Source organism: Streptomyces racemochromogenes (genome assembly GCF_044129415.1).
Classification (GTDB): Bacteria; Actinomycetota; Actinomycetes; order Streptomycetales; family Streptomycetaceae; genus Streptomyces; species Streptomyces racemochromogenes_A.
This window is the reverse complement of sequence record NZ_JBBDHD010000137.1, coordinates 1-17,179: the sequence shown is the minus strand read 5'-3', so window position 1 is coordinate 17,179 and position 17,179 is coordinate 1. Positions and strand designations below refer to the sequence as shown.

The window sequence follows — 17,179 nt, the reverse complement described above, 5'->3', positions numbered from 1 at the left end:
GGTCGTCGGCCGCCGGGGCCGGGGCCGCGGGTGCGGGTGGCGCCGCCGGGGCGGCCGGTGCTGGTGGGGCGGCCGGGGGCGGAGCGGGTGCCGTCGGCGGGACCGGCGGGGCGGTGGTCTCGGAGGGGCTGGGGCTCCCGGCGAAGGCCGCCATCGCCGCCGGGATAGCGGTCGCCGCCGCCGCGGGGGTGGTGTTCGCCCTGACCGGGGACGAGCCAGAGCCGGAGGCGAAGCCGGCGCCCGGCGCGGTGGCCCCGGTGGTGCCCAGGGCGCCCGCGCCGGTGGCGCCGCGGTCGAGCCCGCCCGCGGATCCGGCGCCGGCGGCGGGTGGCCCCGTACCGCCGCCGCGCAGTGCGGCTCCGTCCGCGCCGGCGTCGCGGCCCGCCCCGCCGCCGGTGTCCGCCGCCGCACCGGTGACCCCGTCCGCGTCCGCGCGGCCCAGGCCGACGCCGTCGCCGTCGCCCTCGCCGTCGCGGCCGACGACCACGCCGTCGCCCCAGCCCGCGCAGGCCTTCCCGCTGGCCCGGCTCGACCACGCGGCGCTGGGCCGGCACACCGGCCCCGAGCTGGAGACCTGGCGCAGCAGCTGGGTGTGGCAGCGGTGGGGGATGGTGGTCGGCGGGCAGCGGTTCGGCCAGGGAATCACCGTCAACTCCCGTTCCGCGGTGGAGATCACCCTGAACCGGCAGTGCACCTCCTTCTCGGCGCGGGCCGGTGTGGACGGCCTGTCGCTGCCGACCGACGGGACGGTGCGGTTCTCCGTCTACGCCGACGGACAGCGGCTGTGGCGGTCGGAGGCACTCGGGTACGGGGACGCCCCGGCGGCCGTCGGGGTGCCGCTGGCCGGCCGCTCCACCCTGCGGCTGGTGGTGGAACAGGCCGGGCAGGGGCACCTGCCGACGCTGGCGAGCTGGGCCGACGCCGTGATCAGCTGCCGCTGAGCGGGACGTGCCGGGTGACCTCGGCGACGACCTCGGCGGGGGTCAGGGAGCGGCCCGCGGCCTCCGCCCGGGCGTGGGCGGCCGCGCCGAGGGCGGCGAGGGTGCGGTCCGGGAGCCCTTCCAGGACGGCCGCCTCCGGGACCGAGCGGGGCTGGCCCGCGCGCCAGGTGCCGGCCGCCGCGAGGACCCGTACGCTCGCGGCCGGACGGCCGGTGGCCTCCAGGTACAGGGCCGCCGACTCGGCGAGGCAGGCCAGGACGCGTTCGGCGCAGTGGGCGGCCACCGCCTCCGCGAGGGCGGGGCCGATCTTTTCCAGGGCTGCCTGCGGGCCGTGCTCGCGGGCGGTGACGGCGGCTTCGATGACGTCCAGCCCGGCGGTGAGCTGCGGGGGCGGGTTGATCTGCGACGCCTCGGCGCGGGAGCGGGCGCACTCGGTGCGGGCCCGGTCGGTGTCCCCCCGGCGCAGGGCGAGCATCGCCGACAGGAGCCGGGCGAAGGAGCTGACGTCGTACACCCCGCCGTGCCGGTCGGCCTCGCGGTCGGCTTCGGCGAGGAGCCGTTCGGCGGTGTCGTAGTCCCCCGAGCAGTAGGCGGCCTCGGCGATGCGGGCGAGCGCGAACGGTGCCTCGATCTGGGCGCCCACCTCCCGGGCGAGGCGCAGGCACTCCTCGTACTCGGTGCGGGCGGTGTCGTACTGCCCGCGGGAGAGGGCGGCCTCCCCGGCGGCGCTGGCGACCTGGGCGCGGATCCAGCGGTCGCCGCAGCGGCGGGCGATGTCGTGGAGTTCGGCGAGGTCGGCGTCGACGGTGTCCAGGCCTCCGGTCATGTCGATGGCGGAGTGGGCGCGCATCAGGAGGGTGACGCCGAGTTCCCAGTCGCCGGCGTGGCGGCGGCAGTTCTCCACGGACCGGGCGAGGTCGGGGTGGAAGCCGGCGGGGTCTCCGGTGAGGAAGGCCGTCGCGGGCCAGAGCATGCCGGGGAAACGGGTGGTCTCGGGGGAGCCCTCGCGGAAGACCTCCCTGATGCGGGCGGCCAGGCCGGCGAACTCGGGCGTGCGGAACCCGGCGGCGCCCTTGCTCTCGGTGAGCAGGAACATGTGGAGGACCTGGAGGCGCATGGAGCGCCAGTACGCGGCCGAGCCCTCGGGGGCGTCGGCCGGGGTGGCGGCGAGCACCCGGCCGGCCCATTCGGCGCCCTCGGCCCGGTAGTTGCGCAGCCACAGGAACCAGGCGAGGGCGGTCACGAGGCGCTGGGCGGTCTCCAGGTCCGCGTCCTTGACGGTGGTGGTGTGGAGGGCGGAGCGGAGGTTGTCGAGTTCGGTCTCGACGCGCCGGATCCAGGGGAGCTGGTCCGCGGAGCGCAGCAGGGGTTCGGCGCGCTCGGTGAAGGCCAGGTAGTGGGCGGCGTGGCGGCGGGCGGTGGCCCGGGCCTCGTCCGGCGCGGCGGCGAGGTGCTCGGCGGCGTACTCGCGGATGGTCTCCAGCAGCCGGTAGCGCATGCCGTCGGGGTCGGGGACGGCGGTGACGAGGGACTTGTCGACGAGGGAGCCGAGGGTGTCGGCGACGTCGAAGCCGTCGTCGCCGCCGCAGACGGCTTCGGCGGCGTCCAGGTCGCAGCCGCCGGCGAAGGCGGACATCCGGGTGAGGACGGTGCGTTCCGTGGGGTCGAGGAGGTCCCAGGACCAGTCGACGACGGCGCGCAGGGTCTGCTGGCGGGGCAGGAGCGTGCGGGCGCCGCCGGTCAGCAGCCGGAAGCGGTCGTCGAGGCGGTCGGCGATCTGGCGGGGGGTGAGGAGGCGCAGCCGGGCGGCGGCCAGTTCGATGGCGAGGGGCAGTCCGTCGAGGCGGGTGCAGATCTCGGCGACGGCGGCCGGGTCCTGGTCGGCGCTGAAGCCGGGGCGGGCGGCGGTGGCGCGGTCGGCGAAGAGCCGGTGCGCGGGGCCGGGCGGGAGGGGTTCGAGGGGGCGCAGGAACTCCCCGGGCACGCCGAGGGGCTCACGGCTGGTGGCCAGGATCCGGACGCCGGGGCAGTGGGTGAGGAGCTTGTCGGCGAGTTCGGCGGCGGCGCCGATGACGTGTTCGCAGTTGTCCAGGACCAGGAGCAGGCTGCGGTGCGCGCAGTATTCGAGGAGGAGGGCGGTGGGGTTGTCGTGGGCGGGGGTCTTCTCGCGGGCGACGAGGCTGTTCTCGCGCAGTCCGAGGGCGCTGAGGACGGCCCCGGGGACGGCGGCGCCGTCGTCGAGGCGGGCGAGTTCGACGAGCCAGCCTGACGCCGGCTGGGCGGCGGCCGCGTGTTCGGCGAGGCGGGTCTTGCCGGAGCCGCCGGGGCCGGTGAGGGTGACGAGGCGTACGCGGGCCAGGTCGTCGGCGAGGGCGGCGAGTTCGGGCTCGCGGCCGACGAAGGAGGTCAGGCGGGGGCGGAGGTTGCCGCGGGGCGGGGCGGGCGGGGCCGGCGGGGGCGCCAGGAGTTCGGCGTGCAGGGCGCGCAGCTGCGGGCCGGGGTCGGTGCCGAGGCCGTCGGCGAGCTCGCGGCGGGTGGCCTCGTAGGCGGCGAGGGCTTCGGCGGGGCGTCCGGCGGAGCGCAGGGCGCGCAGGTGGAGGGCGCGCAGGGGTTCGTCGTACGGGTGCTCGTGGATCAGCGCCTCGATCTCCGGGAGGAGTGCGGCCGGGGCGGTGGCGCCGCTGCGCAGGTCGGCTTCGAGGCGGTCGCGGAGCGCGGCCGTGCGGCGGGCCTCGGGTGCGGCGGCGTGGGCGGTGCGGGCGGGCTCGGGGAGGTCGGCGAGGGCGGGGCCGCGCCACAGGGCGAGGGCTTCGCGCAGGGTGTCGGCGGCGGTGGCGGGGTCGGTGGCCAGCTGCTCGGCGCCGAGGGCGGCGAGGCGGGTGAAGCGGTGGAGGTCGACGTCCTCGGGGGCTGCGGTGAGGCGGTAGCCGCCGGCGGGGTCGGTGCGGATGCTGTCGCGGGAGCCGAGGGCGCGGCGCAGGCGGGCGACGAGGGCCTGGAGCGCGGCGGGGGCGTCCTGCGGCGGGTCGTCGCCCCAGACCTCGTCGACCAGGTCGGCGACGGACGCGGGGGCCGGGGTCCCGGCGCGGAGGGCGAGGGCGGCGAGGAGTGCGCGCAGCCGGGCGCCGCCGGGGGTGAGGGGGGCGCCGGTCTTCTCGTCACGCGCCTCGGTGCCACCGAGGATGAGGTACCGCACCGGGTCATTCTGCCGTGCCGCCACACCCGGCTGCGGCGGATTTTCTCCCCGCCCCGCCCTTGCGCGCTCCCCGGGGCCCCGCCGCCGGACCCCGGCGCCTCTGACGCCCCCGGCTGCCGCTGGGGGTGCCCCGGGCGGGGCCGTCGGGAGGAACGGGGTCGGCCGACCGGACGGGTGGGGGCGTGTCGGGCGGCCCGGGGGAGGCGGGGGCGAGGACAGTGGCGGCCGTCCACTCCCCCGCGCCGTCCTGGAGGAGCGCCATGCGCAGGCGTCTGATCGGTTCTCTGGTGGCCGCCGCGATGGCCCTCGCCGGCCTGGCCGCCGGTTCCGCCGCAGCTGCCGCGCAGCCCGGTCCGGGCGGTCCCACGTACCGTCGGGTCTGCCCGGAACGGAACGTACCCGGCAAGGCGTTCTGCCTGTCGATGGTCCGGACGGACCTGCCGGCGCGGCCGAGTCTCCTGCCGGGCCAGCAGCCGGCGGGCCTGTCGCCGCAGGACATCCGGAGCGCCTACGGGCTGCCGCCCTTCGGCGGGGACGGGCGCAGGATCGCCATCGTCGTCGCCAACGACTACCCCGAGGCGGAACAGGACCTGGCGGTGTACCGGCGCCAGTTCCACCTGCCGCCCTGCACCACGGCCAACGGCTGCTTCCGGAAGGTGTACTCGACCGGCACCAAACCGGGCACGGTGGACCCGATCTGGGCCCTTGAGGCCGGGCTGGACATGCAGGCCGTCAGCGCCACCTGCCCGGGGTGCGGGATCACCCTCGTGGAGGCCCCCACGGCGTTCATCGTCAGCTCCCTCCTGCCCGCCGTGGACATCGCGAGCTTCCTGCCGGGGGTGACGGGCGTGAACGGCAGCTGGGCCGTCGCCGAACAGGCGGCCGAGGGCAGCCTCGACTCCCACTTCCGCCCCGGCCTCGTCTACACGTTCGCCTCGGGCGACGTCGGGGGCGTGCCGGTCTACCCCTCCGTCTCCCCCAACGTCACCTCGGTGGGCGGCACCAAGCTGACCCGGGCGTTCAACCTGCGCGGCTGGACGGAGAGCGCCTGGGGCGGCACGGGAGGCGGCTGCTCCCCATACGAGCCGCAGCCCGCCTTCCAGCAGGGGTTCGCCCCCTGCGCCACCCGCTCCACGCCCGACATCTCGGCCGTCGCGGATCCCGACACCGGTATGGCGGCGTACGTCTCGACCCCCGGCAACCCCACCGTCGGCTGGCAGGTCGTCGGCGGCACCAGCCTCTCCTCCCCGCTGGTCGCCGGCATGTACGCCCTCGCCGGCCGGCCGGGGCCGGCCGACCGCCCCAACTCCTACCCGTACGCCCGCCCGGGCAGCTTCCACGACATCGTCACCGGCGTGGCCGGCCCGTACGCCGCGATTCCCGGATACGACCGGGCCACCGGCATCGGCACCCCCCGCGGGCTGCGCGGCCTGCGGCGGTAGGGCTACCGCCCGGCCGGGCGCGGCAGTGACGGCAGCGCCGACGGGGTGAGCCTCGGCAGCGGGGCCGGCAGCGGCGGTACGGCCCGGCGGTGGGGGGTGGTCGTGCCCGTCCAGCAGGTGCCGCGGCGGGACATCAGGCGGCGGAGCCACAGTTCCATCGAGACGAGTTCCGCCAGCCCGTCGAGCGGCACGGGCCGCCCGTCGGCGGCGTCGGTCAGGGCCTGCCGCACCACGCGGGCCTCGACCAGCCCGGCGTCGGCCAGCAGAGGTGCGTCGAAGAGGGCCAGCAGCGTGGCGAGGGCGGCGCGCAGGCCGAGGCGGACTGCGGTCTCGTTGGGGCCGGGGGCGGTGACGCCCCAGCCGGGCGGGAGTTCGCGGACCCCGGCGGAGGCCAGGACCCCGCGCAGGATCTCGGCGCGGGCGCCGGGCTGCACCCGCAGGGATTCCGGGAGGGCGCGTGCGGCCCGTACGACCTGGTTGTCGAGGAACGGGGCGTGCAGGCGCTGGCTGCGGACCTCGACGGCCTGCTCGAAGACCCGGTGGTCGGCGGCGTGGCGGGCCAGCAGCGCGCGGGCGCGGGCCTCTCCGGGCCGCAGCGAGAGCGGAGGGCGTCCGGCGGCGGCACGCAGGCGGATCGATACTTCCGCCAGCGCTTCCCCGGTCAGCCAGCCGGCCGCCGGTCCGGGGCGGGACCAGGTCAGGGCGGCGAGGGAGGCGTCGACGGGGCCGGAGACGGCGGTGGCGACGGCGCCCTCGCGCAGCCGGGCCGCGGCGGCCTCGATGCCCGCGCGGTACGGCGTACGGGCGAGGCGGCGCGCGGCCGAGTAGACGGAGAAGGGGACGAGCAGGGGGCCTTCGGGGGCGGAGCGGGCGAGGGCGGCGACGGGGCGCAGCAGGTGGCGGCGCCGGCGGTCGAGCAGGAGGTCGGCCATGCGGGCGGGGTGGGCGTCGAGGACCTGGCGGGCGCCGTGGCCGGTGAAGTGGTCGGCGGAGCCGGCGGCGAGGCGGCGGCGGTCCCGGGGGGCGGTGACGAGGCTGGGGCCGGGTTCGTCGGTGAGGGGGCCGTCGAGGTCGGCGTAGGGGAGGGCTTCCTCGGCGGCGGCCACGACGACGTGGTGGAGGCGCGGGTCGGCGGCGAGGGCGTGGGCCCGTTCGAGTTCGCCTTCCCGGCCGCCCGGGGTGGCGAGGTCGTTGAAGGTGACGGCGAGGAGGCGGGACCCGGAGCCGGGGAGGGTGCCCGGGGCACCGGGGAGTCCGGCGGCGAGCAGGGCGAGGGTGGCGGAGGCGGTGCCGCCGGAGAGGTCGGCGCCGACCCCGGGGGCGGGGGCGCCACGGGCCGCGCGCCGGTCGGCGGGACCCATTCCGGGCACGGGGCCGGGGTCGGGGAGGAGGGTGTCGGGAGCATGGCGGGGTGCCGTGAGCCGGGCGCGCACCGCGGCCGTCAACGCTTCCCGCACTCCTTCGACCGCCCCCTGCGGATCGGCCTCGGGGGCGGCGACGGCGAGGGAGGCCACGGATTCGTATCCGGTGATCTCCCGGGAGCCCTCGCGCAGGATCAGGGCGTGGCCGGGCGCGATGCGGCGTACGCCGACGTACGGTGTGCCGTCGCCCAGTGCCTCGGGGCTGTCGGGGCAGGCGAGCAGGGCGGCGAGGTGGCCGATGTCGAGCTGTGCGCCGATGAGGTCGGCGAGGGGGAGGGCGGCGGTGGCGTACGCGGTGCCGCCGGCCCAGGGCGTGTAGAAGACGGGCCGGGCGCCGGCGAGGTCGCCGAGGACGGTGATGCGGCGGCCGGCCTGGACGACGGCGGTGTAGCTGCCGGGCCATTCGGTGAGGTGGCGCAGGGCGCCGCCGCGGGCGGTGTAGAGGGCACGGCGCAGTTCCTCGTCGCCGGCGCCGCAGCAGCCGAGGACGGCGAGCCGGGTGAAGGGGTCGGCGGGGTCGGCGGTGACGGTGCGGACCTCGTCGGGGCGCCAGTCGCCGACGGCCCAGAGGGGGTCGGGGTCGCCCCACAGGAGCTGGGCGCCGACGGGGTGGACTGTGCGGTCGGCGTCCTGGCCCGCAGGATCGTCGGCGTGGGCGGCGTCGGCGATGCCGCCGCGCGGAGGGTCCGCGTACGCGGACCCGTACGGAGAGCCGTACCCGCTTCCGCCGGCCGGGCCGGAGACGCGTCCGGCCGTACCGAAGCTCGCGGCGATACTGCTCCACCCGACCAACCAGCGCACCGCCGCCTCCCCCAGCCCGTGGGCACATGACCGGGGCAACGGGCGGCACGGACGACGTGGTCGGCGCTGTGGGCGCGGCCGGCGGGACCCCGGTGGCTCGGGGTCCATGCTGCCACGAAGCGGGCGTGCGGGAGCGGCTTCGGGGGGCGCACATGTAAACGGACACGCCGCGGCCTCACGGTATTCGGCGTTCCGTTCCCACCGCCCCATAGGTCGGTTTCGGCCATTCTTCGGCCGTACTGAGTGCCCGTACGGGTCCGCGCGCGGGAAGCGGCGGGAGGCCGCGGGGCGCGGTCCGGGAGGCTTGATCGCACCTCCCGGACCGTTCCGCCACCCGCGGGGATTGAGGCAGCGGCATCCCCCGGCCTGCCGGATCCACGCGGCGGGCCGACCCACGCACGGCACATCGAATCGCCGGGCCCCGGGTGCGGCCAGAGCGCACGGCCGGGCGCACGGCCACACGGCCGGAGCACGATCCGAGGCGTACGCCCCGGGGAGCGGGCCCCGGCGGACTGTGCATACGGACAACAATCCCGCCATACGGAACGGGAGGCCTTAACGCTTGGGAGGCGGGGAACTACGCTGGGTTTACGAAATGCCGGGCGCCTATGCCCCGGCGGCGTCTGCGTTCCGCGTGTGACGAGGGGTGGCGCATGTCCAGGGAGCTCCGCGAGCCCAACGAGAAGCTCGGCGCCGTCCTCGCCCTGGCGGGCATCAGCAACGCGGGGCTGGCCCGGCGGGTCAACGACCTCGGAGCGCAGCGCGGTCTGACGCTGCGGTACGACAAGACCTCGGTCGCGCGGTGGGTGTCGAAGGGGATGGTGCCGCAGGGCGCCGCCCCGCACCTGATCGCCGCCGCGATCGGCGCGAAGCTGGGGCGGCCGGTGCCGCTGCACGAGATCGGGCTGGCGGACGCCGACCCCGCGCCCGAGGTCGGACTGGCCTTCCCGCGCGACGTCGGCGCGGCCGTGCGGTCGGCGACCGACCTGTACCGGCTGGACCTGGCGGGGCGGCGCGGCGGTGGCGGGATCTGGCAGTCGCTCGCCGGGTCCTTCTCGGTGTCGGCGTACGCGACGCCGGCGTCGCGGTGGCTGATATCGCCCGCGGACAGCTCCGTGGCCCGCGAGCCGGGCCCCGCCTCCAGCCCGGGATCCCCTCCGGGCCCCGCGTCCCCTCCGGGCCCCCACTCCGACCCGGGTCCGCCGGCCGGCCGTACGGGTACCGGCTCCGCCGGCGGGGGCGGGCGTACGGCGGCTCCGGCGCGCCCCGCTTCCGCCGCCGCCATCCGGCGCACCCCCGAAACCCCCGCGCAGGGCGTTGTGCCCGCCCGCCCCGGCGCCGAAACCGCCCCGGCGGCCCCGGCGGCCGGTGCGGCGGCCCCCGCCCCGGGGCTCCCGGACGTCTCCCCTCAGCGGGTGGGCCACAGCGACGTGACCAAGCTGCGGGAGGCGGCCGAGGACGCGCGCCGCTGGGACTCCAAGTACGGGGGCGGGGACTGGCGCTCGTCGATGGTCCCCGAGTGCCTGCGGGTGGACGCGGCGCCGCTGCTGCTCGGCTCCTACACGGACGAGGTCGGCCGCGCCCTGTTCGGGGCCACCGCCGAGCTGACCCGGCTCGCCGGGTGGATGGCCTTCGACACGGGCCAGCAGGAGGCCGCCCAGCGGTACTACATCCAGGCGCTGCGGCTGGCCCGCGCCGCCGCCGACGTCCCGCTCGGGGGCTACGTCCTGGCCTCGATGTCCCTCCAGGCGACCTACCGGGACTTCCCCGACGAGGGCGTGGACCTCGCCCAGGCCGCCGTCGAGCGCAACCGGGGCCTGGCCACCGCCCGCACCATGAGCTTCTTCCGCCTGGTGGAGGCCCGGGCGCACGCGAAGGCGGGCGACTCGGCGGCGGCCGGGTCGGCGCTGCGGGCCGCCGAGGGGTGGCTGGAACGCTCCCGGGAGGGCGATCCCGACCCGAGCTGGCTGGGTTTCTACTCGTACGACCGGTTCGCCGCGGATGCGGCGGAATGCTACCGGGACCTGAAACTCCCCCGGCAGGTCCGCCGCTTCACCGAGCAGGCCCTCTCGCGCCCCACGGAGGAGTACGTGCGCTCGCACGGGCTGCGCCTGGTGGTCAGCGCGGTCGCCGAGCTGGAGTCGGGCAACCTCGACGCGGCCTGCGCGGCCGGCACCCGGGCCGTGGAGGTCGCGGGCCGCATCTCCTCCGCCCGCACCACCGAGTACGTACGGGACCTGCTGCACCGCCTGGAGCCGTACGGGGACGAGCCGCGCGTCGCGGAGCTGCGGGAACGGGCCCGGCCGCTGCTGGTGACTCCCGCGTAGCCCCTATTGTCGGTGGCGGGGTGCAAGATGCAGGGGTGGGAGGTGTCAGCGTGGGCGGCGGTGTGGACTGCGATGTGCTGGTGATCGGTGGCGGGATCGTCGGCCTGTCGACGGCTCATGCCCTGTCGAGCCTGGCTCCCGGTACGCGCGTGACCGTCCTGGAGAAGGAGTCCGGCCCCGCCCGGCACCAGACGGGCCGCAACAGCGGCGTGATCCACAGCGGCATCTACTACCGCCCCGGCTCCCTGAAGGCACGGTTCGCGGTGCGCGGGGCCGCCGAGATGGTGAAGTTCTGCACAGAACACGGCATTCCGCACGAGGTGACCGGCAAGCTGATCGTCGCCACCGACCGCTCCGAGCTGCCCCGCCTGCACTCGCTGGTCCAGCGCGGACGGGAGAACGGCATCCCGGTGCGCGAGCTGGGCCCGGCGCAGATCGCGGAGTACGAGCCGGAGATCAGCGGGCTGGCCGCGATCCACGTCGGCACGACCGGGATCGTGGACTACGGCCGGGTGGCCGCGCAGCTCGCCGAGTCCTCCGGGGCGGAGATCGTCTACGGCGCCGAGGTGGACCTGATCTCGCGCCGCCCGTCCGCGGTGGCGGTGCGGACCACCTCGGGACGGGTGGTCCGGGCCCGGGCGCTGGTGAACTGCGCAGGCCTGCAGTGCGACCGGATCGCCCGGCTGGCCGGGGACGACCCGGGCATGCGGATCATCCCCTTCCGGGGCGAGTACCACGACCTGGCCCGCCCGTCGCTGGTGCGGGGGCTGGTCTATCCCGTCCCCGACCCCGCGTTCCCCTTCCTCGGCGTCCACCTGACCCGGGGCATCGGCGGCGGGGTCCACGTCGGCCCGAACGCCGTACCGGCGCTGGCCCGCGAGGGCTACCGCTGGAGCACGGTCCGCCCGCGCGACCTCGGCACCGAGCTGGCCTGGCCGGGATCCTGGCGGATGGCCGCGCGGCACTGGCGGTACGGGGCCGGGGAGATCCACCGCTCCCTGTCCAAGGCGGCCTTCACAGAGGCCGTACGGCGGCTCCTGCCGGGGGTCACGGAGGCGGACCTCACCCCGGCCGAGGCGGGGGTCCGGGCGCAGGCCGTCCTGCGGGACGGGACGCTGGTGGACGACTTCCTCATCCGCGAGGCACCGCGCACGGTGCACGTCCTGAACGCCCCCTCCCCCGCGGCGACGGCGTCGCTCCCGATCGGCCGCGAGATCGCCACCCGCGCGCTGCGCGTCCTGCGCTCCGCCTGACCCGCACCGCCGACGCGCGGGGCCGGCCGGCCGAAGCGGGGCATCGGCGGGCCGCTGCGCGGGGCCCTTCCACCGTTCGATCGCCGGCGGGACCGGATGCGGCCCGGCAACTCCGGACCGCGCGGCGCCGGCCGCAGATCCGGGCGACCCCGCCCGCGGCCCCGGCCGCCCCGACCCCGCGAACGCCCCGCCGGGGCACCGGCCCGGAACCACCCCCCGGCGTAGAATCGCCGCATTGTGTCTGAGTCCCTGAACCCCCAGCCCAGCCTCCCCGACGCACCGCCGGAGGCACCCGCACCGTCGGAGGCACCCGCATACGTGCCGCCCAAGTGGCGGACGGAGCCCCGCTTCCCCGACGGCCCCGCGCCCGACCCCGCCGGCTCCCACCACGAGCGCCGCATCCGCAGTTTCCAGCCGCGCCGCAGCCGGGTCACCACCGGCCAGGGCGAGGCGCTCAAGCGCCTCTGGGGGACCTGGGGCCTGGACATCGACGGCCGCGAGGTCATCGACCTGAACCGCCTCTTCGGCGGCCTCCCCGTGGTCCTGGAGATCGGCTTCGGCATGGGCGAGGCCACCGCCCAGATGGCCGCCGCCGACCCCGGCACCGGCATTCTCGCCGCCGACGTCCACACCCCCGGCCAGGGCAACCTCCTCGCCCTCGCCGAGCGCGGCGGGATGACCAATGTCCGCGTGGCCAACGGCGACGCCATCATCCTGCTCCGCGAGATGCTGCCGCCCGCCTCCCTCGCGGGGCTGCGCGTGTACTTCCCGGACCCGTGGCCGAAGGCCCGCCACCACAAGCGCCGCCTGATCCAGCCGGAGTTCCTGGACCTCGCCGCCACCCGCCTGGCGCCCGGCGCGCTGCTGCACTGCGCGACCGACTGGGAGCCGTACGCCGAGCAGATGCTCGAAGTGCTCACCGCGCACCCGGAGTTCGAGAACACCCAGGCCGACGGCGGCTACGCCCCGCGCCCGGACTTCCGCCCGCTCACGCGTTTCGAGGGCCAGGGCCTCGACAAGGGCCACGTCGTACACGACCTCCTCTTCACTCGCACAGAACCCAACGCAGAGCCCAAGAACCGATAAACGTCACTCCGAGTGTCCGAGCGGCTCGGTAGGGTCATCATGTGCACCGAGCGCTCACCCGTGTGCTCGCACGCCCGTCGGGCAGGGCCCGGACGTGCGTGCTCGTCTCCCTGCTCGGCGCGACCGGGGTCGCCATCCTCGAACTCGTGCGGGAGCAGACCGGTACGGCCGGCTTCTTCGTAGGGCTCGGCCTGGCCCTGCTGCCGGTGCCGCCGCTGATGGCGGCGTTCCGCTGGCTGGGCCGGGCCGCGCCCGGCCCGTGGCGCCGGCTGCTGTTCTGCTTCGGCTGGGGCGCCTGCACGGCGGCGCTGATCGCGATACTGGCCAACAGCTTCGCCACGGAGTGGATGGCCGAGGCCGCCGACCCTTCGGCGGCCGACCTGCTCGGGTCGGTGGCGGTCGCCCCGGTCGTGGAGGAGTGCGCCAAGGCGGCAGCCCTGCTGGCCCTGTTCACCCTGCGAAGACCGCGGTTCGCCGGCCCCGCCGACGGTTTCGTGTTCGCCGGGTTCACCGCGACCGGCTTCGCGTTCACCGAGAACGTGCTCTACCTGGGCAACGCCTTCGAGGAGGACCTGGCCAAGGGCGCGGGCGTACTGGACTCGGTGACGGCGGCGACCTTCTTCGTCCGGGTCGTCCTCTCGCCGTTCGCGCACCCCCTGTTCACCGTGCTGACGGGCCTCGGCTTCGGCGCGGCCGCGCTCGGCACCCGCCGCTCCCGCCGCACCGGCCTCCCGCTGCTGGGCCTCGCCCTGGCCATGGCGGCGCACGCCCTGTGGAACGGCTCTTCGCACGTGGGGGCGTACGGGTTCTACTGGGTCTACGGCTGCGTGATGGTCCCGGCGTTCGGTCTGCTGCTGGGGCTCGCGGTGCGGATGCGGCGCCTGCGGCTGCACGTCGTCGCCGCCGAACTGTCGGTGTACGCCGCCGCGGGCTGGATCGGCCCGGCGGAGGTCCCGGCGCTCGCTTCGATGCCGGCCCGCTCCCTGGCGCGGGCCCTGGCCCGGACCACCGGGGGCCGTCCCGCCGCCCGGGCGGTGTCCCGGTACGCGGCGGACGCCGCCGCCCTGGCCCTGCTGCGCCGGCACGCCCGGCAGGCCGGCCCGGAAGCGGACCCCGGATTCGCGGCGCGGGAAGGGGAGTTGCTGCGCCGGCTCTGGCTTCGCCGGGCCACGGCCGCGCCCGCCCTGGCCCGGGCGGCGGTGCTGGAGGAGCTGCTGCCGGCGTGGTCCGGCCCGCAGGCCGGGACCCAGGCGCGTCACGCGCGGCGGGTCGCCCCGGTCCCCCTGCCGGCCCCGAGGCGGCCGGAGCTCTCCGCCGCCCCGGGGTGAGCCGAGAGCCCGGCCTGGCTCAGACGTCGAGGCCCCGGGCGGTCAGCCAGGCCAGCGGATCGACGGTCGACCCACCGATGCGGACTTCGAGGTGCAGGTGGGCGCCGGTGACGTTGCCGGTCGCGCCGACCCGCCCGATGGTCTCGCCCGCGCCGACCGACCCGGAGGTCACCGCCATCGACGACAGGTGGCAGTACCAGACCTCGGTCCCGTCGGCGAGGCGGAGCACGATCCGGTAGCCGTAGGCGCCCGACCAGCCCGCCGAGACGACCGTCCCGCCGCCGACGGCCTTGACCGGGGTCCCGGTCGGCGCGGCGAAGTCGAGGCCGGTGTGGTGGCCGGAGGACCACATGGAGCCGGAGTCGCCGTAGTGCGAGGTGAGGGTGTAGGAGGAGGTCGGCAGGGACCAGCCGCCCGAGGCCTTCACGGAGCCGCCGCCCGAGCCGGTGTCCGCGGCGCCCTTGGCCGTGGCCTGGCCGGCGGCCGCGGCCTGCTCGGCGGCCGCCTTCTCGGCGGCGGCCTTCTCGGCTGCCGCGCGGACCGCCTCGGCCTCCTTGTCGGCCGCTTCCTGGCGGGTACGGGCCTCCTGCGCGGCGCTCTCGCGCGCTGCCTGTTCGGCGGCCGCCCGGGCCTGGGCCTCGGCAGCGTCCTGCTGGGACTCGGCCTGCTGGAGGATGCGGTGGCGCAGGGCCTCGCCGGCGTCGGCGTGCCCCTGGTTCCGTACGCCCTGCCGGTCCTGCTGCCCGTCGGCCTGCCGGGGCAGGGCCACGGAGTCGGCCTGCGCGCCGGCGGTGGCGGAGTGGTCCCCGCCGCCCAGCAGGTCGGGGATGGAGGGCACGGATATGGCCACCTGGGGGCGGTCCTGCGCGGTGGCGATGCCGCCCGCGCCGACGGCCGCGATCACGCCGACGCCGAGCACCGTCGAACTGCGGGCGAGTCCGCCGCGCGGCTTGAGGACCCGGTGCTTGCCGCGGAGCGACCGGGCGGAGTCCTCCGTGGGATTCCACTCGCCCCAGGCACCGGCACCGGGCGTCTCCTGGAGTTCGATGCCTTCGGGGGCAGGCGAGTTGGAGGCCACGGGGGCACACTCCTCAGGGGCGAGAACGCACACGGGTGCCGTCGTGGGCGACGGCTGGACGACCGCGCTGCGTTATCAAACGGTAATAGACGCAGGGGAGTGATTCCAAGCTGGCGCGAATGATCGTTCACGCCAATCGGCCACTCCCTGAACATCTTTGGCCGCCACATACTCCGCCATACATCTCCCAACCGGGGCGAAAGCCACCCACCACCCTCACCACTCCAGCCACAGGGGCCCGATGACTGGCCGTCAACCCCCTTGCGCAGCGCGCCCCATGGGCTACACACGGTCACCGGGCGGTTTGTCCCCGCGGCGCACCACCGGGACCGTCCTCCTCCGCTCCGGCTGCCCCTCCCCCGGCCGCCCCACGGCCAGCAGCGCCATGTCGTCGATCGTGCCGCCGCCCGTGTGCCGGCGTACGTCGCTGCTGAGCGCGCTCAGCAGCCCGTCCGGTCCCGGGAAGACCCGCCCCCGCAACCGGACCGCCGGGTCGTAGAAGACCCCGTCCCGGTCCCGCGCCTCCGTCACCCCGTCCGTGAACAGCAGCAGGGTGCTGCCCGGCGGGAACGGCCACTCCCCCGTCGGCACGGCCCCGCCCCCGGCCAGCTCCCCCAGACCCAGCGGCAACGCGGGCTCGGCCGGGGCCAGGACGGCGACGCCCCCGTCGGCGTAGAGCAGCAGCGGCTCGGGGTGCCCCCGGTTGACCAGCCGCAGCAGCCCGCCGCCGGCCGGGATCTCCCCGAGCACGCACGTGGTGAACCCCTCCTCCGCGTCCAGGCCCTCGCGCCGCGCGCCCTCGCGGGCCAGCGCCCGCTCCAGCCGCCGCGCGAGCCCCTCCAGGGTCGGCTCGGTCTCGGCCGCCTCCCGGAAGGCCCCCAGCACCACCGCGACGGCCTCCACCGCCCCCAGCCCCTTGCCGCGCACGTCGCCCACCGCGAGCCGTACCCCGTACGGGGTGTCCTGGACGGCGTAGAGGTCGCCGCCGATGAAGGCGTCGGCCTGCGCGGCCTCGTAGAGGGCGGCGACGTGCAGCCCCCCGATCCGCTCGGCCGGAGTGGGCAGCACGGCCCGCTGCGCGGCCTCGGCGATCACGCGCGCCGAGGCCAGCCGCTCGCCGCTGCGCCGGACCACCTGGTTGATCAGCAGGGCCAGCCCGGAGACGGTCAGCACGGTCACCAGCTCGGTCAGCGCCTCGGCCCGCCAGCCGGTGCCGTTGTAGAAGTGCAGGCCCACGACCGCCGCCGAGGAGGCCATTCCGGTCAGGGCGGTCGCCCCGAGGCTGAACAGCGGGGCCGCGACCAGGGGGGCGGCGGTGAAGAAGGGGGAGCCGGTGAAGCTGGGCGGCGTCAACAGGTCGAAAACCAGTCCGAGGAAGACCAGCAGGAACGGCAGGACCCGCACCACCCGCCGGGCGGCACCGTCCGCGCTCCCACCGTTGCCCTGCCGGCCCAGCCCCACGCCGCTCTCCTGCCGCCCGGTAGCCCCGCCCTCAAGGCTGGCGCCCCGGCCCCCGCCCGGCGACCGGGCCGGACCGGTCGGGTGACGGCGTACGGGCGCCGGACACGACGAAGGCCCGGATCCAGAGGATCCGGGCCTTCGTCTTCAGTAGCGGGGACAGGATTTGAACCTGCGACCTCTGGGTTATGAGCCCAGCGAGCTACCGAGCTGCTCCACCCCGCGTCGGTAAACCCAACTCTACGTCATCCGGGGGACACCTCTCGCCAATTAACCCGTCCGACCCGCCCCTGAACGACATCACCGCAGGTCAGAGCCACAAAAAGGAAACACCGCACGGGCCGGAACACAGGAGCGCCCCTCCGGTCGGAACCGGAGGGGCGCTCAGGGCGGGCGGAGGGGTCGTCCCCCGCCTGCGGGAGGTAGGCCATGTCGGACTCGAACCGACAACCAACGGATTAAAAGTCCGCTGCTCTGCCAATTGAGCTAATGGCCCTCCATGTGCTCACCCCAGAGCATAGCCGCAGAGGGGCTGCTGGCCGATCGGGTATCACCGGGTGTGGCTCCGGCGGTTTTCCGCCACGGGGTGCGGGTGGGGCGAAAGCGGCCGGAAATGGGCTCGGCCCCCACCGCGCCGGAGTGCTGTGGGGGCCGATTGCCGGTCAGGCGGCGCTCAGGCGTCAGCCGTTGCGCTTCCAGCGCGGCTTGTCGTCGCGGCGGCCGCCGAAGCCGTTGCCGCCGGAGGGGCGGTCGTCACGGCGGAAGCCACCGCGGTCACCGCGGTCGTCACGGTTGAAGCCACCCGACGGACGGTCGTCACGGCGGAAACCACCCGAGGGACGGTCGTC

At 76.4% G+C, this 17,179-nt stretch carries 10 protein-coding genes, 2 tRNA genes and 1 pseudogene; 6 read left to right on the top strand and 7 right to left on the bottom strand.

Features of this window, described 5'->3' with window-relative positions; translation table 11 throughout:
- Positions 1 to 646: pseudogene (locus WDV06_RS31655) on the bottom strand (hypothetical protein); the annotation flags it as partial.
- A 19-nt stretch (positions 647 to 665) separates the two neighbouring features.
- On the opposite strand from WDV06_RS31655, the gene WDV06_RS31650 reads away from it, so the two are divergent.
- Positions 666 to 941 (top strand): NPCBM/NEW2 domain-containing protein, encoded by a 276-nt coding sequence (locus WDV06_RS31650; RefSeq protein ID WP_395513245.1) that lies wholly within the window; start codon positions 666 to 668, stop codon positions 939 to 941.
- On the opposite strand, the gene WDV06_RS31645 is transcribed toward WDV06_RS31650, so the two are convergent.
- Positions 928 to 4,137 carry a BTAD domain-containing putative transcriptional regulator gene (locus tag WDV06_RS31645; protein WP_395513244.1) on the bottom strand — a complete coding sequence of 1,070 codons (3,210 nt, stop codon included), beginning with the start codon at positions 4,135 to 4,137 and terminating at the stop codon, positions 928 to 930. The two genes, WDV06_RS31650 and WDV06_RS31645, sit on opposite strands and share 14 nt — an antisense overlap.
- A 260-nt stretch (positions 4,138 to 4,397) precedes the next feature.
- On the opposite strand from WDV06_RS31645, the gene WDV06_RS31640 reads away from it, so the two are divergent.
- A complete protein-coding gene (locus WDV06_RS31640) occupies positions 4,398 to 5,579 on the top strand; it encodes a S53 family peptidase (RefSeq protein WP_395513243.1) in 1,182 nt (393 codons plus the stop codon).
- A gap of 2 nt (positions 5,580 to 5,581) precedes the next feature.
- Here WDV06_RS31640 and WDV06_RS31635 read toward each other — a convergent pair whose 3' ends face one another.
- Entirely contained in the window at positions 5,582 to 7,801 is a 2,220-nt protein-coding gene (locus WDV06_RS31635; protein WP_395513242.1) for an asparagine synthase-related protein, read from the bottom strand.
- A gap of 653 nt (positions 7,802 to 8,454) precedes the next feature.
- On the opposite strand from WDV06_RS31635, the gene WDV06_RS31630 reads away from it, so the two are divergent.
- The 4 genes from WDV06_RS31630 to WDV06_RS31615 all read left to right on the top strand — a co-directional run bounded on the left by WDV06_RS31630 (position 8,455) and on the right by WDV06_RS31615 (position 13,795).
- Positions 8,455 to 10,128 (top strand): sporulation protein, encoded by a 1,674-nt coding sequence (locus WDV06_RS31630; RefSeq protein WP_395513241.1) that lies wholly within the window; start codon positions 8,455 to 8,457, stop codon positions 10,126 to 10,128.
- A gap of 20 nt (positions 10,129 to 10,148) precedes the next feature.
- A complete protein-coding gene (gene lhgO / locus WDV06_RS31625; protein ID WP_395513240.1) occupies positions 10,149 to 11,381 on the top strand; it encodes an L-2-hydroxyglutarate oxidase in 1,233 nt (410 codons plus the stop codon).
- Between the two features lie 237 nt (positions 11,382 to 11,618).
- Positions 11,619 to 12,467, top strand: a complete 849-nt coding sequence (gene trmB, locus WDV06_RS31620) for a tRNA (guanosine(46)-N7)-methyltransferase TrmB (RefSeq protein ID WP_395513239.1) — start codon at positions 11,619 to 11,621, stop codon at positions 12,465 to 12,467.
- Positions 12,468 to 12,508: 41 nt separating this feature from the next.
- On the top strand, positions 12,509 to 13,795 hold the full coding sequence (locus tag WDV06_RS31615; protein ID WP_395513238.1) for a PrsW family intramembrane metalloprotease: 1,287 nt from the start codon (positions 12,509 to 12,511) through the stop codon (positions 13,793 to 13,795).
- 19 nt (positions 13,796 to 13,814) lie between these two features.
- On the opposite strand, the gene WDV06_RS31610 is transcribed toward WDV06_RS31615, so the two are convergent.
- From WDV06_RS31610 to WDV06_RS31595, 4 genes are all read right to left on the bottom strand, one after another.
- Positions 13,815 to 14,873, bottom strand: coding sequence for a M23 family metallopeptidase (locus WDV06_RS31610; protein ID WP_395513237.1), 1,059 nt, complete (start codon positions 14,871 to 14,873; stop codon positions 13,815 to 13,817).
- Positions 14,874 to 15,155: 282 nt separating this feature from the next.
- The gene (locus WDV06_RS31605) at positions 15,156 to 16,334 is read right to left on the bottom strand and encodes a PP2C family protein-serine/threonine phosphatase (protein ID WP_395513236.1); all 1,179 of its coding nucleotides are present in this window, start codon (positions 16,332 to 16,334) and stop codon (positions 15,156 to 15,158) included.
- 148 nt (positions 16,335 to 16,482) lie between these two features.
- Positions 16,483 to 16,556, bottom strand: a tRNA-Met gene (locus WDV06_RS31600).
- A gap of 198 nt (positions 16,557 to 16,754) precedes the next feature.
- Positions 16,755 to 16,827: transfer RNA gene (locus WDV06_RS31595), tRNA-Lys, on the bottom strand.
- Positions 16,828 to 17,179: the final 352 nt, after the last annotated feature.